This window comes from Winogradskyella sp. MH6 (assembly GCF_022810765.1).
Taxonomy (GTDB): Bacteria; Bacteroidota; Bacteroidia; order Flavobacteriales; family Flavobacteriaceae; genus Winogradskyella.
Map to the genome: position 1 here is coordinate 155,834 of NZ_CP094494.1, position 20,595 is coordinate 176,428.

Here is a 20,595-nt window from a genome sequence, read left to right on the forward strand (position 1 = left end):
AATACATTATGAAACCAATTAAATCCTTATTTCTAAGTCTATTTGTTTTAATAGCTATATCAGCTTGTAAACAAAACGAAACCAAAGAAACCACACCAGAATTTAAAGTTGATTTTGAAAAATTCACTTTAGATAATGGCTTACAAGTTATACTACATGTAGACCGATCAGATCCTGTTGCTGCAGTAGCATTAACAGCTCACGTTGGTTCTGCAAGAGAAAAGGAAGGTCGTACTGGTTTTGCTCACCTTTTTGAACACTTATTATTTTTAGAATCGGAAAACTTAGGCAAAGGTGGACTCGACCAAATGAGTGCGCGTATCGGAGGTTCTGGAGCTAATGGTTCTACAAACAGAGATAGAACTAACTACTTTCAAACCGTACCTAAAGACGCTTTGGAAAAAATGATTTGGGCAGAAGCCGATAAACTCGGTTTCTTTATCAATACAGTTACCGAGCCTGTTTTAGCAAAAGAAAAACAAGTCGTTAAAAACGAAAAACGTCAAAGCATAGACAACAGACCTTATGGACATACATCAGCAGTCATCAACAGCAATCTTTATCCAGAAGGACATCCTTATAACTGGGAAGTTATTGGTTCTCTTGAAGATTTACAGAATGCCACATTAGCCGACGTTAAAGAATTTTACAGACGTTGGTACACACCAAATAACACTACCTTAACCATTGCTGGAGATATTGATGTAGAGCAAACCAAAGCATGGGTAAAAAAGTACTTTGATGAAATTCCAAGAGGTGAAGCTATTCCTAATCTAGAAAAACAACCTGTAAACTTAAAGTCAACAAAACGCTTATTCTACGAAGACAACTTTGCAAGAGCTCCACAATTAACAATGGCCTGGCCAACCGTACCTGAGTACCACAAAGATTCTTATGCCTTAAATGTACTAACAAGCTATTTATCTGATGGCAAAAAAGCACCTTTAAACAAAGTACTAATTGATGACGAGAAGCTTACAGACAATGTATCTTTTTATCAATATAACTCAGAATTAGCCGGACAATTAATGCTTACCGTTACAGCATTTGATCAAACCGATTTAAATACTGTTGCCTCAGCTATTAAAAACGGATTAAAAGATTTTGAACTTAATGGAATTTCTGAAAAAGACCTGAATCGTATTAAAGCCGGACAAGAAACCGATTTTTACCGAGGTTTATCTAGTGTTTTGGGCAAAGGATTTCAATTAGCACAATACGAAATATTTGCTGGAGATCCTGGCTTCATTAATCAAGATGTAAAAAACATTCTTGCTGTAACACCAGAGGATGTAATGCGAGTTTACAACACCTACATAAAGGACAAAAACTTTATAGCAACAAGCTTTGTTCCAAAAGGACAAAAGAGCTTGGTATTGGATAATTCGCAATTAGCTGATATTAAAGAAGAAAAAATTGTTGAAGGAGCTGAGGAAACCTTTGATGCAAGTATAGCTGCTACTTATGAAAAAACACCAAGTAGTTTCGACAGAAGCGTAGAACCGCCATATGGATCAAGTCCTGAACTAAATATCCCTACCGTTTGGAAAAAAGAATTAGAGTCTGGTGTTAAAGTTTATGGTATAGAAAATAACGAAGTGCCTTTAGTACAGTTTGAAATACAAATTGCAGGAGGCTTACTATTAGAAAACAAGGACCAAGTTGGTGTGTCTAACCTTTTAGCAAATCTCATGACAAAAGGCACAAAAAACAAAACCACAGAAGAACTTGAAAATGCCATAGAAAGTATTGGAGCAAGTATTTATAGTTATGCCACAGAAGAAAGTATTATTATCTCTGGCACGACACTTTCAAAGCATTTTGATAAAACAATGGATTTAGTTAACGAAGTTTTATTAGAACCACGTTGGGATGAAGCTGAATTTGAACTTTTAAAACAAAGTACCATCAGCAATATTCAACGTAGCAAGGCTAATCCTAATAGTATTGCTTCTGATGAATTTTCGAAATTACTTTATGGAGAAAATAATATTTTAGCTTACAACAATAGAGGTACCGAAGCCTCTGTAAATAGTATTGACTTAATAGATCTAAAAAATTATTACAACAAAAACTTATCACCACAGCTTACCAATTTTCATGTTGTTGGTGCTATATCAGAACAAGATGTTGTAAAAGCTTTAGACAAAATTGATACAACTTGGGAATCAAAAGACGTTGCTATTACTGAATTACCAATGCCACTATATCCTGAAAAATCTACAGTTTATTTCTATGATGTGCCTGGTGCAAAGCAATCGGTAATTCGCTTTGGATATCCATCTGTAAAAGCAACACATAAGGACTTTTATCTTGCCAATGTAATGAACTATCGTTTAGGCGGAGGTGGTTTTGCTTCACAATTAACACAAGAGTTAAGAGAAGGCAAAGGCTATACTTATGGTATAAGATCTCGTTTTTCTGGCTCTCAGTATGTTGGCGAATATACCATAAGCAGTGGTATACGTACCAATGTAACGTATGAAGCTTCTAGCTTGATAAAACAAATCTTAGAAGATTATGGAAAAAACTATAATGAGGAAGACCTAGAAGTTACCAAAGGCTACACCATTAAAAGTACTGCCAGAGCTTTTGAAACTTTGGGAGCCAAGTTAGATATGCTTAGCAATATTAGCAATTATGAATTATCTGATGACTACGCTAAACAACGTGAAACTCTTGTAAAAGAGTTAACTGTAGATGATGTAAAAACTTTGATAACGCATTACATTAAACCTAACCAAATGATTTATTTAATTGTTGGAGATGCCGAAACACAATTAGATAAATTGGAAGCTTTAGGTTTTGGAAAGCCTGTGTTATTAAACCAAAATGAAAATTTAGAATAAAAATCAAAGAACTATGAAACTCGGAGCATTTTCAGTTAGCCTAGCTGTAAAAGATATTAAAGCCTCAAAAGCATTTTATGAGACTTTAGGATTTAAAGTGTTTGCTGGTGATTTAGATAGAAACTACCTCATCATGAAAAACGAATCCACTTTAATTGGTTTGTTTCAAGGTATGTTTGAAAACAATATTTTAACCTTTAATCCTGGATGGGATCAAGATGCCAATACGTTAGAAAATTATGATGATGTTAGAGCTATTCAAAAACATTTAAAATCTAAAAGAATTTCTTTTACCAGTGAAGCAGATGAATCTACAACAGGACCTGCAAGTTTTGTAGTTTTAGATCCTGATGGTAATGCTATTTTGGTAGACCAACATATTTAATTATCACTATTATGAGCGACGCATTACAAACAATGATTAACAACATGCCAGAGAAAACTGGTAAGTCATTAGAAGAATGGAAAAAAATCCTAAAAGGAAAAGCATTTACAAAACACTCGGAAGGTGTTAACTTTTTGAAGAAAGAACACGGTGTTACCCACGGTTTTGCCAATACTATTGTAACACTTTCTAAGGAAGAAAATAATTCTTCTGATGAAGACCTAGTAACCAATCAATATAAAGGCAAAGAAAGTTTGTTTCCTATTTATGAAAAGTTACTACCTATAGTAAAAGGCTTTGGAAATGACGTTACTGTAACACCTAAGAAAGGTAGTGTTAGTATTATTAGAAAACGTCAATTTGTTTTAATAAAACCTGCTACCAAAACACGCATTGATCTGGGTTTAAAACTTCCTAATAAACCAACAACTGACAGACTTGGCGACTCTGGACCTTTTGGTTCAATGTGTACGCATCGTGTTCAACTGACTTCGGTAGATGATGTTGACAACGAGTTGATCGGTTGGATGCAAGAAGCTTATAATTTGGCAGATTAAATATTATTTTTATCAGTAAAAAATATTTTCACTTTATTTTCATTCACAAGTTCCTTTGTATAAGCCTCTATAGTTTTAGAAGTTAATTCTGGGCTTTTAACTTGTAAAGATCTAAATGTTCCATCTTTTTGAGGTGCGATGAGTATTGTTTTCCCAAAATTGAGGTTGAATAATCTTGTATTTATAATAGCATAGGATTCACCTTCGACAGTATCAAAAGCAACGTAATCTATAGTATTGCTTTTCGTCTTAACAAAGCCTTGCCCAACATAATCTGGGTGGTTTCTAGATATGGCTATACTTTTATTTAAGTTATAATTTTCCGTGTCTAAAGTGTCTGTTAGCACCAAAAGTTGAAAAAATACTTCATTATCTTTATCACCTAGTCTTTCTTTGTTTATTTCGTTTTTCTCAACAAAGAAGCTATTCATTACAACAGTTTTATCTCCTACTTTAAAGTCTTCATTTTTATTACCTAAACCTTTAAAACTTTCTTTTCCTAAAAGCTCATATTTAGGTACTGGAAAAACTCCAAGCTCAAAAGGACCGAGTTCACCAAATCCAATTAATTGCTTATCGTTATCAAGCATTTCGTTATCCCAAGTTGTAGAATCATTTCGGTTATTTAGATGTTGTTCTCTCTTTAGATTATTCCAACCCGTTTTGTCTATATTACTTTCTATCTTAGAAGTTTTATCTACATTGCTACAACCGACTATTATAAGACATAGAATTACAACTATATTTTTCACGACTTTAAATTTAATTATTAATCAGCCCAAGTAATTTCACTTGTTTTATCAATATAAATTATCGCATCAAAAGCTCTTCCGAATACTTTAGTTTCTGTCTCGCTGCTTCTTGCTCGTGCTCCTGCGCCACTCATTGATGTTAGTTCTGAATTGATATAGTAAGCCAGTTTTTCATTAGTCCTTGTTGCTCTAAAATTTAGAAATGTATTTGGTTTACCATAGTTTTTTAAACATTCTGTAAATGTATTCTCAACTACTTTATCAACTGTAAAGGTTTTAAAACGCCAATTACCTGTTTTATTAGCATCATTAGGGTATGCTATAAAATTTCCTGTTCCAAAATCTGTAGCAATATTAAAGTAGTACTCGCCATAAAGCTTTCTTAACTGATGCCCTGTTACATCCACTATACCATTATCTACCCAATCACCTACGTGCGCATTATGAGCCCAATACATTGCTTTTTTGTTGTGTTCATAAAAATTCATAATCCAAAGGATATTTTCTCCCATATAAATATCCCGAAAATCTGCTTTTCGCTGCCCATTATTTTGATTTATGGTAGTAACAAACTGCCCTAAAATTTCAACTAAATGATAAGCTATATTAAATTCTTCTTCGGAAGTTTTACTTTTAAACACTTCAGAATTATCAATAAAGTATTTTTTCAATTTCGCATAAGCAATGAAGTGATCCGTTTTTTCATTTTCATCAAAATTATTCCATAACTCATACTTTTCAAACCCTTCGATTTTATAACTGGACTCAACTGATTTTAAATAGTCCTTGATTCGGTCGATTTCAGAACGCACATACTGCATCTCGCATCCGTATAGATAAATTTTATCTTCATTATTTTGGTTGTAATCTCTTAACCAATTCATTAAGCTTTCAAACTCTTTTGTTTTATAGCGCCAAGTTGAATTGATGTTTTTCAAAACAAACTTTAAATCATCTCTTTTTCCTTGTATATAATCGTTGAGATAAAGTCCTTCACCAAAACCTGTTTCTATAATTAGAATCTTAAAATCGTGCTTTTCCTTAAGGTATTGCATTAGCTCTTTGGCAAGTATGGTAAATTCAGCTGTACCATGAGTATCTTCTCCATAGCCAACAATTCTTATATCATTGACTGCATCATCTAAAAAGGAAAATGATTTGGCCTGTATGGTATCAAATGCTGTAGTATAATTTTCTAATTCTGTATGGCATTGCGCAAGACTTAGCTTTGTTACCAATACGAATAACATTAAAAGCAAATATTGTTTCATAGTTTTTTTGTCTTAAATTCTATTAAATAAGGCTTTAAAGGTCTATTGTCTCTTGTTCTAAAATTATTAGTAATAAATATTTGATACGTTTTGTTAGGCTCTAATTTAACGGGAATTGTCCAAGATTTGTTGTCTTCACCCCATTTTCTACCATCTAATGTTCCTTTTGGAAATGCATCGCGTCCTAATTCACCCAAATCTACACTTGTACGATAACCGTCCAGAGCTTCAGAAAAAAATATAGTAATCTCCTTAAGATTAGGTGATACATTGTCACTCATATTCTCAAATTGTTCAATGCCTGTAACTTTTGGACGGTTGCTTTCAAAATTTTGTTCTAGCTCTTCTAAAGACGTTGAGAAATAATTAGATTTTTTGATAAACTCCTCAATTTCTGATTCGTTTTCATAATCCAATTCAATCATAGTTTTGATAGCTACTTTTTTATCTTCTGCCTGGTTATAATAATTTTCACAAATTTGATAGCCAACATAGTAGCCTAAATCTCGCATGCCAAACTCATTAGTATCATTACTATTTAACCATTTGCCAAAATTTGCGACGTAAAACATTTCGTTTTCAAAGACTTCTCTAATTCGTTTTGCATTATTCTTTCCGAATTCAATTTGTGGATTAGGTGACAACTGATGTAATGTTTTTGCAGACACAAATTCGGCAACGCCTTCGTAAATAACTGAAGATAATAAATTATAAACCCTAGGCTTTTGTTGTGTATGCACAAACTCGTGGATTTTTAAAAACACTAGGTTTTCATTGGGATTTGTAGAAAAATAGGTTTTCAAATGTGCTAGATTTTCAGGAAATTCGCTTGTTACGGTATTAGCATCTGCCATGGCTAATTCAGAACCAATAAGCACCAAGCTATCCATAGTTGTACCTGGTGTACGAAAAGCTCCAATAGAGAAATAGATTTTTGCTGGTTTTAGTTCAGGGTATATTGATTTGAGTTTTTTAATGCCATCTTGTAATTGCGAGCTGACATTATTTGCTTGTAATGTATTTTCTCTTATTGAATTCCAAAATTCAGGATAATTGTTAATAGCATTGATATATTCTTCTGCTGTATAACTTCTAGCCTTAATTATACCTTCTAAACCAGCTGTTCCTTTATCTAAATACAAACTATCTAGGTACTTGTACTGCAACACAGAATCTTGGGTTGTGATGATTTGGTCATAAGCATTCCAAAAGTTAGTAATATCTGTTGTGATGACATTACCGTTTTTCTGATTTGTCTTTTCGGAATTTTTGCAAGCTGATAACATTATTAAACTTACTACTAGAACAATAATTAATTGTCTCATTAAATTGTCTTTAAATCATTAAACTTTATTCAAAATAGTTATTAGGCCTTATTTAGGGATCGTTAATTTGTAGTGTAGATCTTATCCATTTCCTTAGAAATTTCCATAGCTTCCTCTATAACTTCTTTCGGGTAATCATTTATCTCTAGAATTTTAATAGCATTTCTATTTTTTAGTTTACCTTCTTTTAACTTGTAATCAAATCCAACCGTATTTTCATTAACAGTTTCGCTAAAATGATATAAATCATATTGATTTAAAAGCATATCTGTCAATTCAATATCGTGAGTTGAAACCAATACCTTATTACCGTTTCTTGCTAAAGCTGACAGTACAGACTTACCTGCTGCAATACGCTCTACAGTATTCGTTCCCTTAAAAATTTCGTCTAATAAAAATAAGTTGTTTCCATCTTGACTTATGCTCAATAGCTCTTTAATGGTCAAAACTTCCTCAAAATAATAGCTCTTATCATTAAGCAAATCATCACTAATTCTAATTGCCGAAAATATTTTAAGCAATGGAAATGTCATTGATTTTGCAAAGCAGGTGTTAATCGTTAATCCTGTAATAATATTAAGTCCCAATGCCCTTATAAACGTTGTTTTACCAGACATATTAGAGCCTGTTAGCAAAACAGATTTTTCAGACAAGTTAACATCATTAGTTTCACAATTAAAAACCAGAGGATGACTCATTTCTTTTGCTACTATTTGGTTTTCTGTATTGATGTTAGGTAAACAATAAGTATTCAATCCTTCTCTTAACGAAGCTATAGAAATCAACATATCTATATGACCTACAAATTGAAAGACATTATCTATGTGATTTCTTTTAGTGTTTAATCTTTTGAGAACACCAAATAACAAAAGTGGTTCTAACAAAAACATAGTTTTAATAATCTCAAACACAAACCATAGAATGATTTCCATTTCACCTTGTAGTTTGGCTTCTAACTGAAAAAAGCGCATCCTACTTTTAACCTCATTGATAATTGCCATAGACTTTGGCAAATCTGTACTTAGCTTTTTAAACTGGTCATAAACATATAAATGAGAAGCTACACTATTGAGTTTTAAAAGTTCTGGAATAGAACCCACATACTCCACAATATTCTTTTTATTCCAATAATGAAGTATAAAATTAATGCAAAACACAGCCAATAACACCATGAAAAACATGGGATTAAAAAAGGCTAACACCAACGATATCAAACTTGTAAATGACAATAATTTTATAATGAAAAACCATTTTGGAGGATGTAGATGTTCTTCTTGAAAAAGTGTACTTATATAATAAGCTTCTTTCCGATTTAATTTATCAAGTTTTTTTTGAACTGATAATCTAAAATCAGAATCCTCAGTAATTTTTTTAATCAGCGCTTCATTTAAATTTGTTTTATTTTCATTTACTACTATTGTACGAAGTTGATTATAAAGATATTGCTGACCTACTTTGGAATGCGTGCGATCTAGTAAAATGAATAAGTCCTCAAAGTCTAAATCATTACAGGTTTTATCTGATAAAACTTGAAAAGCTTCTGAATGGTCCTTATTCCTGAAATATTTTTGAATGTAATCAAAGTCAAAAGCATCATCCTTTAGCTTTCCGAATGATGCTTTCAATTTATTAGTTGTTTCTTTTTTACTATTAAATTTTAGTTTTGAAAACGAAAATTTAATTTGATACAAAATGTCTTTTACCATAAAATATAAGTGCAGTCTATCTATTAAATGTTACAAGACACTTTCTTAATTTAGAATTGAATTTCAGCATTTTACTAATTTAAGATAGATTTTTTATTCTAAACCCTTTTATTTTTAAGTAATAACAAAAATTAAAAAAGCTAGAATCGAATAAAATACTATTAGAAACAATTCTAGCTTATGTTTTAATATAAATTTCAATTATTTGAGAATAAATTTTTTAACCACGGTTCCTCTATCAAAATTGATTCTTAGAATATAAATACCACTTGCAAAACTGCTTGTAGATATAGTACTTTCTTTTCCCCTCATTATTTCTATTCCTGAAATTGAATACATTGTATAATCTTGAAGTTGCAAACTTTGGTTTGAAATAATTTTTAAAGCATCAGTAGCGGTAACAACTTTAACAGTATTTGCCAAATCAAATTCATCTATGCTCAAAGCGTCTTCGGTTACTGGATTAAAACCTGTCCATAAAGCACCAGGATCGGTAACATACGCTCCCATTGTGCCTGCTGGAATGTGTAAGTGAATAGTACTACGAGCCTGATTAAAAGTATCTGAGTTGGGCGCACTACTTGTAGAAATTGTTGGAGGTACCATGCCTTGACAATAAATATTTGTAATAGCATCAGTCCCTCCAAAACCACCAAATGCAACAACACCAATATTGGTAACACTCGCAGGTATAGTTATGTCATTTAGAGGACAAAAACGAAAAGAAAAGTCTCCAATAGTAGTAAGATTATTTCCTAACACAAGATTCGTCAAGTTTTGGCTATTAGCAAAGGCACCATCGTCAATGTTAATAACACTATCGGGAATTGTAAGCGTTGTTATATTATTGATAGAGAATGCACCTACTCCGATATAAGTAATTGTATTTGGTAAAGTTACACTCGTTAAATTATTGGGATCATTTATATTATTGGAAGCAAAAGCATAATTTCCTATTTCTGTAACGGTATAGGTTTCACAACCTCTAGTAACCGTAGCAGGTATATTAACCACAGTACCTCCTGTAGTATTATAATCGGTAGTTTTTACAGTATTATTTGTTGAAGAAGTTATTGCATATGTAATATGGTTTACAGTAAAATTTCCTGTTACTCCTTCCGCTACACTATTAAAACCTGTCCATGTTGCAGCTGCATAATCATTTGCTGTTCCTGTTGGTATGGTTAAGTCTATATTACTACGAGTGTTAAAAGAATCGCCTGTACCTGTAATTATTGTTGGTGGCACTGTAGCTTCTACTGTTATACAGGTTAGCTGATTATTACTTTCAAATGCTCTCCAACCAATCGCTGTAATATTATCTGGAATGGTAAGACTTGTAAATTGATTATTTTGAAAAGATTGTTCGGGAATACTTGTTAAACCACTTCCAAAGTCTATATTAGTTAACTGATTACTTAAAAATGAATAGTTCCCAATATTTAAGACATTATCGGGAATCACAACATTGACTAATTGATTTTGTCTAAAAGCTGATTGACCACAGCTAATAATATTATTCCCAATGGTAATACTAGTTAACTGCTTATCAAAAAAACATGCCGAACCTACACTTGTTACATCAAATACAATGGTATTATAAGTGACAGTATCAGGAACAGTAACTACTGTACCTCCATTTGTATCATAATCTACAGTTTCAACATTGTTAGGTGAAAGAGAGGTAATTTCATAGGTTATAAAATTGTCTATAAACTGGTCTCCAATAGATTGTGAATACACTAATATAGATATACTCAGAGCGATTAAAAAAAGTACTTGTTTTTTCATAATAAAATTGGTTTAAGGTTATGGTAAATTTGATTTATAGTTTTAGAAGTCCATCTTGGTTAAGTCCCCTTCAAGTGTATAGTAGAAACTAAAAGTTGTCCCACCTCTTTCTGGCTGAAGATTAATCATATACTGTGCTTTTGAGATATCTCCGTTATCAGGAAAGTTTAAACCAGCAATACTTAGAATCGGGTTTTTAATATCTTTTTCATCCTTTAGCTTTTGTATAGATTGCTCTACCAACGCGCCTAATTTTGACAAACTTATGGTATCACCTAGCTGAAACATATAGTCCGATGCTTTTGTACCTACTGGTACTTCAATGATAATGTCTGAGTTTTGTTGCCAGTTCCCTTGAGTTAAATTCCATTGGCCCATTTTTAATGACTCTGGGATTTCTGTAACAGTAACACCTACAATGTTACCAATGGATTTGTTGTAGGTAACTGTGAGATCTGTATAATAAGCATCTTTACCAAATTGGTCTTTTAGTGCGTTTTCAATATTCTGGAAACCATCTGCCGTTGCTGGTTGGTTTTCGATAGAATTGCTACAAGAGGCTACATGTAACAATAAAACCAAGAGTAGGTTTAAGCGCTTTAATTTTGGGGTAAAATTTTTCATTCTATTTTAGGTTTAATAGAATAAATGTATGCCCCAATTATGAAGAAAGAAATACCGAAACTATTTCTAATACTTATTAATCAATAAGCGTTATGCTTTAGAGAATATTCGTAAAGCAAAGAAGCAATTTAAATTATAGATGAATCTTTTAATCAGATATTCTATTTAAAAAAGCTGTTACAAACTGTTCTTTTTTGCGGGAAGAGACAGGAATCTTTTTTCCGTTCTTTAAATGAATAACACCTGACTTATCATATTTATCTATGAATTTTAAATTGACCATAAAGGATTGATGTGGTCTGGTAAAATTGGCCTTAGTAAGCCGTTCTTCAAATTCTTTCAACGTTTTTGAAACCAAGTGCTTTTTACCATCATTGCAATAAAACGTGGTATAACCTTTATCAGATTCGCAATACGTAAGTTCATTTAAGTCAACAACCTGAAAACTATCTTGTAGCGAAAGTATTAATTTATCTTCTTGATTATTCCATACCTGTTTGGCAACATTGATTTGCTCTTTTTGTTCTGTTACCGATAGTTGTTTTACCTTATCTAAGGCTATCTTTAATTCTTCAACATCAACGGGCTTAAGCAGATAATCTATAGCTCCCATCTTCAGAGCTTTTAAAGCAAATTCTTCATAAGCCGTAATAAAAATTACTTTGAAATTAAGGTGCTTTGTTTGTTCTAAAAAATCGAAAGCATTACCATCGGTTAAATTAATATCTAAAAAAACAAGCTCTGGTTTACAAGCCTTAGCTACAATAACAGCCTCTTTAACAGATTCGCATTCGCCTACTACTTTTACATCTGTATCAATAAGTTCTAAAAGGTTGAGCAGACCTTTTCTTATATAGGTTTTATCTTCTACTATAATTGCTTGCATTAGGCTACATCTTTTTTATAAGGAATGACTAAAGTAACTATAGTACCTTGTTCATTATACTGTTTTCTATCTTCAATATGTACAGATCCCTCAATATTAAAATCTTTAGATAGCATCTTTAGTCGCTCTGAAGTTATAGTGGTTGCTAAGGATTTTTTATCTTTTCGTTTATGTCCGTTTTGGGCATCAATTCCAATTCCGTTATCCTTTATTGTAAATATTAATTCCTCACTAATATATTTTAACTGAATATCTATTTTTCTATTGTCTTTTCGATCTTCAAAAGCATGCTCAATAGCATTTTCGATGAAGGGCTGAATGAGCATTGGCGGAATCTTAAACAAAGTTTCATCAATATTCTTATCTACCAAAATTGTATAGTCATATGATTGACTGGCTTCTAAATTTTGAAGTTCTAAGTAGTTATTTACAGCTTCCATTTCTTGGTTAAGTGGTACTAGTTTATCTCTTGAATTTTCTAGTGTGATACGCAAAAGTTTTGAAAACTTAGACAAGTAAAATATAGATTTTTTCTCTTCCTTATTTAATATCATGCCTTGCAATACAGAAAGCGAATTAAAGATAAAATGCGGTGTCATTTGCGAACGTAACAATTTTTGTTCTATAGCAATATTTTGAGTTTTGGCTTTTTGGTGCCTTAACTTTAAAGAGAAAATGATTCCACCCAAAACAATTATACTAACTAAAAATGTAATAACTCCCAAAAACAAATTGCGTTGCGATTTTTCTAGATCTTGAGACGTTGCTTTTATTGTCTTAGTGAGCTTTAACTCATTAATACTTAGAGAATCTATTTGTTGTTTATACTTATACTCGTACTCTAATTGAGTGATTTTTTCAATATTTTCTTCATTAAAAACACTATCATTCAGTGTTTTATACATTTCATAACTCTCAAGTGCTTTTTTAAAATTACCATCCTTCTTATAAATTTCAGAAAGTATTTGGTATGCATTTTTTTTATGTACTAAATGCTGATGCTTGTTAGCAAGTTTAATTGCTTTATTTACGTTACTTAAAGCAAGTTCTTTCTTATTTGTTAATAAATAGACGTTTGCCAATCCTAAATACGAATGAATTAGCTCGTGCATTTTTTGATTAACAGTCGTTATATCATTAGCCGCCTTGTAAGAATTTAAAGCTTTTGGATAGTCTTCATTAGCTAAATAAATATGACCTAGATTAATTAGGCAAACAGCTGTTTGATCTTTATCACCAACTTCTCTACTAAGTGCTAGAGATTCTTTAATAAGTTTAGTTGCGTTAATATAGTCTTGCTTTTGTATGTAAAGTCCTCCCATACTACTTTTTATGGCCATTACATTTCTTAGACTTTGTTTAGCTTCCTCCATAACTAAAGCCTTTTTATAAAAACCTAAAGCCTTGTCATAATTTTGTTGCTGTTTATATAGGTTGCCAATATTATGTAGAGCCATAAAAATACTTGAAGAGTCTTTAGTAATTTCCGCAGTTTCTAAGGACTTATTATAATATAACATAGCCTGTGGATAATTACCTTGTTCTACATAAGCACTCGCCATGGCATTCCAACAATGTAGTTTACCATATTGGTTATTTTTTTCATTATAAATAGAAAGTGCCTTTTCATAATTGATAAATGCTTCTTCATAGTTTCCTAAATCTGAGTATATGCTTGCTATATTATGAAGATAATGGGGAATGTTCTCTTCTAATCCTAGTTCTTTATCTATAGCCATTGCTTTTTTAAAATTCGCAATAGCTTTTTGCAAATCACCTTGGTAATGAAAAAGTACGCCTAAAGCATTATTACAACCTGCTAATCCTTTCAGATAATCTATAGATATAAATAGGTCTATTGCTGCTTGAAAGTTGTCAATAGCAACTTCGTAATTCCCAAGGTCCAAATATGTAATTCCTTTCATATAATGGCTTTGGCCTTTACCTTTGATTGAATTTATTTCATCCGCCAATCTAGCAGCTTTGTCTGCATAATCTAAAGCCTCATTAGGATTATTTGAATAGTTATAAAAGGCCAAATCGTTGAGAATCTGTAATCGAATAGTATCCCTTTTTTGATAGCTTTTTAACTCATTCTTTAAGCTATCTATTACAGTATTTTGAGATAAACCAATACATGGCAACAACAAAAAGAAGGTTAAAATAACAACGAATTTCCTTTTCATAAAGGTGGTAGCTTGTAGTTTTATGCTAATTTATTATTTAATAGTACGCATAAATAATCAAATTAATGGTATTACATAAAACTTAGCTGTAAGAATAAATTTTCGATATACTTTAAGCTATATTCGTGAAGTATCAATCCATATTCGTTTATAAAATATAGAAGTGATTTATCGTTTTATAAAATTGAAATGGAAAGCCAATTTAGCTAATTACCTCACCATAAAGATCAAAATCTTCTGCTTCTGTGACTTTTATTGTGGTGAATTCTCCTGTTTTTAAATACACTTTTGAAGCATCAATCAACACTTCATTATCAACATCTGGCGAATCAAATTCTGTACGACCAACAAAGTAATTACCTTCTTTTCTGTCAATAACGACTTTAAAATCCTGTCCTATTTTAGCTTGGTTAAGTTCCCATGAAATTTGGGATTGAATTTCCATAATCTCATTAGCACGTTGCATTTTTACTTCTTCTGGCACATCATCTTCAAGATTGTAGGCATGTGTGTTTTCTTCATGAGAATAGGTAAAACAGCCCAAACGCTCAAAACGCATATCTTTTACCCATTGTTTCAAGGTTTGAAAATCTTCTTCTGTTTCACCTGGATAACCCACAATTAAGGTAGTCCTAATAGTCATTTCAGGAACTTTAGCTCTAAAGTCTTCCAAAAGTTTTGTGGTTTTTGCCTGTGTAGTACCACGACGCATACTTTTTAAAATAGTATCGGAAATATGTTGCAAAGGAATGTCTAAATAATTACAAATCTTAGGCTCACGTTTCATAATATCTAACACATCCATAGGGAATCCCGTTGGGAACGCATAATGCAAACGAATCCATTCTATACCTTCAACTTTTACTAGGTTTTCAAGTAATTCAGCAAGGTTTCGCTTTTTATATAAATCAAGACCATAATAGGTTAAGTCTTGAGCTATAAGAATCAACTCCTTAACACCAGAAGCAGCTAGTTTTTCAGCTTCAATCACCAGATCTTCAATTGGTGTACTTTTATGTTTTCCTCGCATTAAAGGAATGGCACAAAAACTACAAGGTCTGTCACATCCTTCCGCAATTTTTAAATAGGCATAGTTTTTTGGTGTCGTCGTTATACGCTCGCCTATCAATTCATGTTTATAATCTGCGCCTAAAGCTTTAAGCAAACCTGGTAATTCTGTAGTACCAAAATACTGATCTACGTTTGGAATTTCCTTTTGCAAATCTGGCTTGTAGCGCTCACTCAAACAACCTGTTACAAACACTTTATCAACTTCACCAGCCTCTTTTTTTTGCATGAATTCCAGAATCGTATTCACACTTTCTTCCTTGGCATTATTTATAAAACCACAAGTATTTATAACAACAACATTTCCTTCTTGCTCATGTACAACGTCCTTACCACTGGCTTTTAGTTGTCCCATTAACACTTCACTATCGTACACATTTTTGCTACAACCAAGCGTTACAACATTAATTCTATTCTTCTTCAGTGTTTTAGTTCTCATCTGTTTACGTAAAAATCAGTTTGCAAAGATACAACGGAATTTAAACCTTTTGTATATTTATGTGTCTTATATAAAAACTTAACCATGAGATTACCAAAAATAGCGCTCGTATTATTTGGTTTTTTAGTGATTTTGTCATGTTCTAGTGACAATGACTCACCTAACAATTCTGACCCACAAAATGAAGATATTTATTTTCCTCCTTTAAATTCTGATACTTGGGAAACAAAGTCTATTTCAGAATTAGGTTGGAATGAGAATGAACTACAACCTCTTTTAGACTATTTGGAAGTCAAGAACAGCAAAAGTTTTATGATATTACATGAAGGCAAAATAGTCGTTGAAACTTACTTTGATGGTCACACCAACACCTCTCCATGGTATTGGGCTAGTGCAGGAAAAACATTAACGACAGCCATGACAGGTATTGCTGAAAGTGAAGGCTTATTGAATATCGACGATAAGGTCTCTGATTATTTGGGTACTGGATGGACAAGTACTCCTGTAGAAAAAGAAAACCTGATTACTTGTAAGCATTTGCTATCAATGTCTTCTGGTTTGGATGACAGCTTAGGAGATGATGTTTCTCCTTCAAATCTTCAATATATAGCTGATGCTGGTACGCGTTGGGCTTATCACAATGTTTATGTAAAGCTTCAAGATGTCATTGCAACAGCTAGTAACCAAGATTGGTCAACCTATTTTAACACTAAATTGAAAGATAGAATCGGCATGTCAGGCGCATGGATACAAACTGGAGATTTTAGTGTGTATTGGAGTACAACACGTAGTATGGCAAGATTTGGATTGTTAGTATATGCTGGTGGAAAATGGGAAAGTCAACAAATTATTCCAGAAAATTACTTAAATGACGCTATAAATACTTCTCAAAACCTTAATGAATCTTATGGCTATATGTGGTGGTTAAACGGAAAATCGTCTTTTAGATTACCACAATCCCAAGTTCAATTTCCAGGTGAACTCATACCCAATGCACCTAATGACATGTATGCTGCTCTTGGAAAAAATGACCAAAAAATTTATGTTGTCCCAAGTAAGAAGCTTGTTATCATTAGAATGGGAGATGCTGCAGATGCTGAAAATTTTGCCCTCTCTAACTTTGATAATGAACTATGGGAAAAGATAAATGCACTAATAAATTAGTCATAATCTTTTGGCGAAACTCGTGCTTTAGAAGCTTGCTCATAAACGTAAGCCCATTCTAACAATTGCTTTTCTTGAAGTCGTTTTGCTATAAACGTTAAACCCTTCGGCACACCTTTATCAGTATAACCCATTGGCACAGTGACAGCTGGATATTCTGCTACAGCAGCAAAAGCAGCATGGTAATTATTTATGGATAAAAATCCATCTAAATGATGTTCACGCATTGGTACATCAAAATAGTGTTTACCATTTCGACTTAAAGTATCTTTTATTCGCTCTAAGTATTCAGCATTACCTTTATCAGCAACAATACCCTTAAATAAACTTTGTCCATAAGGCATGGTTTTAATAGAATCTTTTAGATTGAATTCTATGACATCTGCAACTGTTCTTATTGGAATATTTTTATTAGCATGAGCATCCATATACGCTGGTAAATCCTTTTTCATATCAAGATTAAGAAGATTAATAAAGTTTGGCAAACCTAATTGCTCTTCATCTATCTCAACAATTTCAGCTCCTTGTAGCTTTAAAACATCCAGAGCCTTCACATACAGAGTATCCTCTAACAAACGTTTTGGAGCACCGAAACGTTTGCCTTTTAGACTCGCATTTTTTAAGTCTTTAGTATAAAAACCAGACTCCCATAAGGCATAGATTGATTTAGAATCAGACTTGTCTTCACCATATATTGCATCTAAAACTATGGCGTTGTCTGTAACTGTTCTGGTGATTGGACCTGCAGTATCTAAAGTTGAAGAAATTGGCACAATTCCACTACGACTTACCAAACCAATGGTAGGTTTTAAGCCAACTACCGAATTTTGGCTTGCTGGCGACAATATAGAACCCGCAGTTTCACTACCAATCGTAGCTGCTGCAAAATTCGCAGAAGCCGATACACCACTACCTGAACTTGAGCCACCTGTATCTATAATGCGTCTTCCATAAGGATTAAGGGTTTGACCTCCTATGGCTGAATATCCACTTGGACACTCACCGCAAAAGAAATAAGCCCATTCGCTAAGATTAGCTTTACCCAAAATTAAAGCACCTTTAGATTTTAATTGCTTTACAATAAATGCATCATCAGTAACATTATCTCTTAGAGCAACTGCTCCTGCTGTTGTTGCCATTCCAGAAGCGTTAATGTTGTCTTTTAATAAAATTGGCATGCCCATAATTGGATGCAGCCTAGTGCCATTTTCAAAATCAATATCCAGCTCTTTAGCCGCCTCTATAACAGTGGGATTAATTGCTATTACAGAATTTAAAGACAATGTGTTTTCTCTATCAAATTTTCTTATTCGGTATAAGTAAAACTTTACTAACTCTTCATATGTAAATTTGCTGGCAGTTCTTCGGACTTGTAGTTCAGTTATATCACGCTCTAAAATCCATTTTTTTAGGCGATTGTAATCAGCTTCAGTGAAGTCTTCCATTTGCGGATTGATTTCTGCCCAGATGTCTGCTTTACTTAAGTTTTTAGAATCCAGAACTTTAAATTCGGTGAAGTCCTTAGTTGAAATTGCATCTAACTCCGATCGTTCTTCTGCGGTAGTTTCTACGGTTTCTGATTTTGAAATCGGTTCACGTGCTTCTCTAGATTTTGGATCTTTACATGAAAAAACAACGAGAAAAACGAAAAGAAAGAGGATATAACGCATGGTTGGTATTTTTTATAAAAATACGAAAACAGATCATAAAAAAACCTCACAGGTTTTTATACCTGTGAGGTTTTAATATCTTTATTAATGAGATGCTGAAACCAGTTCAGCATGACAAACTTCATTTATTATTTAAAAAACGAATCCACAAACTCATATTTATTAAAGACTTGCAAGTCCTCAATACCTTCACCAACACCAATATACTTTACAGGAATTTTAAATTGATCACTGATACCAATAACCACACCACCTTTTGCAGTTCCATCTAGTTTAGTAACTGCTAAAGACGTTACCTCTGTTGCTGCAGTAAACTGTTTGGCTTGTTCAAAAGCATTTTGTCCTGTAGAGCCATCTAAAACTAATAAGACATCGTGTGGCGCTTCACCAACTACTTTTTGCATCACACGCTTTACTTTAGAGAGCTCGTTCATTAAGTTTACTTTGTTATGTAAACGTCCAGCTGTATCAATAATAATAACATCCGCATCTTGATTAACACCAGATTGTAAAGCATCAAAAGCTACAGAAGCAGGATCACTTCCCATTTCTTGTCTTATCATTGGTACATCTACACGATCTGCCCAAACCTGTAATTGGTCTATTGCCGCAGCTCTAAATGTATCGGCAGCACCAAGAACCACTTTTAAGCCTTTCTTCTTAAACTGATAGGCCAACTTACCAATAGTTGTTGTTTTACCAACACCATTAACACCGACTACCATTAAAACATAAGGCGTTTTTTTACCATTGTCTTGAGCTGGTAGGTTAGGAATTGTATAATCGGTTTCTTCTCCAGAGTTGGTTTCTGATAGTAGGCCTGCAATTTCTTCTCTTAGGATTTTATTAAGTTCAGATGTTCCTAAATATTTATCCTTAGCCACACGCTCTTCTATACGCTCAATGACTTTAAGGGTTGTATTAACACCAACATCACTGGTTACAAGTACTTCTTCAAGATTATCCAGAACGTCATCATCTACTTTAGACTTTCCTGCAACAGCTTTATTTAGTTTGGTAAAAAAAGAGGATTTAGATTTTTCTAAACCTTTATCTAACGTTTCCTTCTTTTCTGAAGAAAATATTTTTTTAAAAAAACTCATTTAATTTCTATTTGCTTAGCTAATAGCAACAACCTTGCCTTTAATACGTTTCTGCTAAGTTGTCATAATCGGTCAAATATAGACATAAAAAAACTGCTTTCAAATATGAAAGCAGTTCTATAAATCTCTATATAAATAAAGATTATTTCTTATCTAAAAATTCATTGACAAATTCTGGTGCCATTACTGATTCTACAAACATGTATGCTCCAGTTTTAGGTGATTTCACCATCTTAATAGCTTTTGTCAATCTTTTTGATCCTGTCTGTAAAGACGCTACTGATTTCTTTGCCATGATTTATTATTTTATCTCTTTATGAACTGTCATACGCTTAAGGATAGGATTAAATTTTTTAATCTCCATACGGTCTGGCGTATTTTTCTTATTCTTTGTTGTAATGTATCTAGAAGTTCCTGGCATACCAGAAGCTTTGTGCTCTGTGCACTCTAAGATAACTTGTATTCTATTTCCTTTCTTTGCCATTTTATCTTGACTTTAGCGTATGCTTTTATTTGTAAAATCCTTTTGCTCTAGCTTCTTTTAATGCAGCAGTAATACCAATTTTATTGATAGTCTTTAATGCAGATGTAGAAACTTTTAATGTTACCCACTTATCTTCTTCAGGGATATAAAAACGCTTTTTAATCAAGTTTGCATTAAACTTGCGTTTTGTTTTATTCATCGCGTGAGAAACATTGTTTCCAACCATCGCTTTTTTCCCAGTAAGTTCACAAACTCTTGACATTGTTTTCTTTCTTTAGGTATGTTATTTTAAAACAGGGTGCAAATTTAATAAAACTTTACGTTTCAACAAACAT

General features: G+C 32.7%; 18 protein-coding genes. 4 read left to right on the forward strand and 14 right to left on the reverse strand.

Going from position 1 to position 20,595, the window contains the following annotated elements:
- Positions 1 to 8: 8 nt before the first annotated feature.
- Genes MST30_RS00775 through MST30_RS00785 form a run of 3 tightly spaced genes read left to right on the forward strand, consistent with a single transcriptional unit; the run spans position 9 to position 3,791 of the window.
- Complete coding sequence (locus MST30_RS00775) at positions 9 to 2,849, forward strand: M16 family metallopeptidase (RefSeq protein ID WP_243472511.1); 2,841 nt, start codon at positions 9 to 11, stop codon at positions 2,847 to 2,849.
- A 13-nt stretch (positions 2,850 to 2,862) separates the two neighbouring features.
- Positions 2,863 to 3,234 (forward strand): VOC family protein, encoded by a 372-nt coding sequence (locus tag MST30_RS00780; RefSeq protein ID WP_243472512.1) that lies wholly within the window; start codon positions 2,863 to 2,865, stop codon positions 3,232 to 3,234.
- An 11-nt stretch (positions 3,235 to 3,245) separates the two neighbouring features.
- Positions 3,246 to 3,791 (forward strand): DUF4287 domain-containing protein, encoded by a 546-nt coding sequence (locus MST30_RS00785; protein WP_243472513.1) that lies wholly within the window; start codon positions 3,246 to 3,248, stop codon positions 3,789 to 3,791.
- Here MST30_RS00785 and MST30_RS00790 read toward each other — a convergent pair.
- The 9 genes from MST30_RS00790 to rimO all read right to left on the reverse strand — a co-directional run bounded on the left by MST30_RS00790 (position 3,788) and on the right by rimO (position 15,839).
- Positions 3,788 to 4,543: a hypothetical protein gene (locus tag MST30_RS00790; protein ID WP_243472514.1), complete on the reverse strand. Its 756-nt coding sequence runs from the start codon at positions 4,541 to 4,543 to the stop codon at positions 3,788 to 3,790. The two genes, MST30_RS00785 and MST30_RS00790, sit on opposite strands and share 4 nt — an antisense overlap.
- Before the next feature lie 17 nt (positions 4,544 to 4,560).
- The gene (locus MST30_RS00795) at positions 4,561 to 5,814 is read right to left on the reverse strand and encodes an erythromycin esterase family protein (protein ID WP_243472515.1); all 1,254 of its coding nucleotides are present in this window, start codon (positions 5,812 to 5,814) and stop codon (positions 4,561 to 4,563) included.
- The gene (locus MST30_RS00800) at positions 5,811 to 7,139 is read right to left on the reverse strand and encodes a gliding motility protein GldB-related protein (RefSeq protein ID WP_243472516.1); all 1,329 of its coding nucleotides are present in this window, start codon (positions 7,137 to 7,139) and stop codon (positions 5,811 to 5,813) included. The genes MST30_RS00795 and MST30_RS00800 overlap by 4 nt, the downstream gene beginning before the upstream one ends.
- A gap of 62 nt (positions 7,140 to 7,201) precedes the next feature.
- Positions 7,202 to 8,764, reverse strand: coding sequence for a MutS-related protein (locus MST30_RS00805; RefSeq protein WP_243472517.1), 1,563 nt, complete (start codon positions 8,762 to 8,764; stop codon positions 7,202 to 7,204).
- A 282-nt stretch (positions 8,765 to 9,046) separates the two neighbouring features.
- The gene (locus MST30_RS00810) at positions 9,047 to 10,636 is read right to left on the reverse strand and encodes a leucine-rich repeat domain-containing protein (RefSeq protein WP_243472518.1); all 1,590 of its coding nucleotides are present in this window, start codon (positions 10,634 to 10,636) and stop codon (positions 9,047 to 9,049) included.
- Between the two features lie 42 nt (positions 10,637 to 10,678).
- On the reverse strand, positions 10,679 to 11,260 hold the full coding sequence (locus MST30_RS00815) for a hypothetical protein (protein ID WP_243472519.1): 582 nt from the start codon (positions 11,258 to 11,260) through the stop codon (positions 10,679 to 10,681).
- A 148-nt stretch (positions 11,261 to 11,408) separates the two neighbouring features.
- Positions 11,409 to 12,146, reverse strand: coding sequence for a LytR/AlgR family response regulator transcription factor (locus MST30_RS00820; RefSeq protein ID WP_243472520.1), 738 nt, complete (start codon positions 12,144 to 12,146; stop codon positions 11,409 to 11,411).
- Positions 12,146 to 14,332 (reverse strand): tetratricopeptide repeat protein, encoded by a 2,187-nt coding sequence (locus MST30_RS00825; protein ID WP_243472521.1) that lies wholly within the window; start codon positions 14,330 to 14,332, stop codon positions 12,146 to 12,148. The genes MST30_RS00820 and MST30_RS00825 overlap by 1 nt, the downstream gene beginning before the upstream one ends.
- Before the next feature lie 202 nt (positions 14,333 to 14,534).
- Complete coding sequence (rimO, locus tag MST30_RS00830) at positions 14,535 to 15,839, reverse strand: 30S ribosomal protein S12 methylthiotransferase RimO (RefSeq protein WP_243472522.1); 1,305 nt, start codon at positions 15,837 to 15,839, stop codon at positions 14,535 to 14,537.
- Positions 15,840 to 15,923: 84 nt separating this feature from the next.
- Between rimO and MST30_RS00835 the strand changes: the two genes are divergently transcribed.
- Positions 15,924 to 17,003 carry a serine hydrolase domain-containing protein gene (locus MST30_RS00835; protein WP_243472523.1) on the forward strand — a complete coding sequence of 360 codons (1,080 nt, stop codon included), beginning with the start codon at positions 15,924 to 15,926 and terminating at the stop codon, positions 17,001 to 17,003.
- On the opposite strand, the gene MST30_RS00840 is transcribed toward MST30_RS00835, so the two are convergent.
- The 5 genes from MST30_RS00840 to rpmB form a co-directional block, all read right to left on the reverse strand.
- Entirely contained in the window at positions 17,000 to 18,673 is a 1,674-nt protein-coding gene (locus MST30_RS00840) for an amidase family protein (RefSeq protein ID WP_243472524.1), read from the reverse strand. The genes MST30_RS00835 and MST30_RS00840 overlap by 4 nt on opposite strands.
- Before the next feature lie 128 nt (positions 18,674 to 18,801).
- Entirely contained in the window at positions 18,802 to 19,776 is a 975-nt protein-coding gene (gene ftsY / locus MST30_RS00845; protein ID WP_243472525.1) for a signal recognition particle-docking protein FtsY, read from the reverse strand.
- 142 nt (positions 19,777 to 19,918) lie between these two features.
- The gene (locus MST30_RS00850; RefSeq protein ID WP_243472526.1) at positions 19,919 to 20,071 is read right to left on the reverse strand and encodes a DUF4295 domain-containing protein; all 153 of its coding nucleotides are present in this window, start codon (positions 20,069 to 20,071) and stop codon (positions 19,919 to 19,921) included.
- Between the two features lie 6 nt (positions 20,072 to 20,077).
- Positions 20,078 to 20,260, reverse strand: a complete 183-nt coding sequence (rpmG, locus tag MST30_RS00855; RefSeq protein WP_076616981.1) for a 50S ribosomal protein L33 — start codon at positions 20,258 to 20,260, stop codon at positions 20,078 to 20,080.
- 25 nt (positions 20,261 to 20,285) lie between these two features.
- A complete protein-coding gene (gene rpmB / locus MST30_RS00860) occupies positions 20,286 to 20,522 on the reverse strand; it encodes a 50S ribosomal protein L28 (RefSeq protein WP_138434594.1) in 237 nt (78 codons plus the stop codon).
- Between the last annotated feature and the right edge of the window lie 73 nt (positions 20,523 to 20,595).

Coding starts and splice junctions, on each gene's coding strand:
- MST30_RS00775 (WP_243472511.1), top strand. CDS start 9: ATGAAACCAATTAAATCCTTATTTCTAAGTCTATTTGTTTTAATAGCT.
- MST30_RS00780 (WP_243472512.1), top strand. CDS start 2,863: ATGAAACTCGGAGCATTTTCAGTTAGCCTAGCTGTAAAAGATATTAAA.
- MST30_RS00785 (WP_243472513.1), top strand. CDS start 3,246: ATGAGCGACGCATTACAAACAATGATTAACAACATGCCAGAGAAAACT.
- MST30_RS00795 (WP_243472515.1), bottom strand. CDS start 5,814: ATGAAACAATATTTGCTTTTAATGTTATTCGTATTGGTAACAAAGCTA.
- MST30_RS00800 (WP_243472516.1), bottom strand. CDS start 7,139: ATGAGACAATTAATTATTGTTCTAGTAGTAAGTTTAATAATGTTATCA.
- MST30_RS00810 (WP_243472518.1), bottom strand. CDS start 10,636: ATGAAAAAACAAGTACTTTTTTTAATCGCTCTGAGTATATCTATATTA.
- MST30_RS00815 (WP_243472519.1), bottom strand. CDS start 11,260: ATGAAAAATTTTACCCCAAAATTAAAGCGCTTAAACCTACTCTTGGTT.
- MST30_RS00820 (WP_243472520.1), bottom strand. CDS start 12,146: ATGCAAGCAATTATAGTAGAAGATAAAACCTATATAAGAAAAGGTCTG.
- MST30_RS00825 (WP_243472521.1), bottom strand. CDS start 14,332: ATGAAAAGGAAATTCGTTGTTATTTTAACCTTCTTTTTGTTGTTGCCA.
- rimO (WP_243472522.1), bottom strand. CDS start 15,839: ATGAGAACTAAAACACTGAAGAAGAATAGAATTAATGTTGTAACGCTT.
- MST30_RS00835 (WP_243472523.1), top strand. CDS start 15,924: ATGAGATTACCAAAAATAGCGCTCGTATTATTTGGTTTTTTAGTGATT.
- MST30_RS00840 (WP_243472524.1), bottom strand. CDS start 18,673: ATGCGTTATATCCTCTTTCTTTTCGTTTTTCTCGTTGTTTTTTCATGT.
- ftsY (WP_243472525.1), bottom strand. CDS start 19,776: ATGAGTTTTTTTAAAAAAATATTTTCTTCAGAAAAGAAGGAAACGTTA.
- MST30_RS00850 (WP_243472526.1), bottom strand. CDS start 20,071: ATGGCAAAGAAATCAGTAGCGTCTTTACAGACAGGATCAAAAAGATTG.
- rpmG (WP_076616981.1), bottom strand. CDS start 20,260: ATGGCAAAGAAAGGAAATAGAATACAAGTTATCTTAGAGTGCACAGAG.
- rpmB (WP_138434594.1), bottom strand. CDS start 20,522: ATGTCAAGAGTTTGTGAACTTACTGGGAAAAAAGCGATGGTTGGAAAC.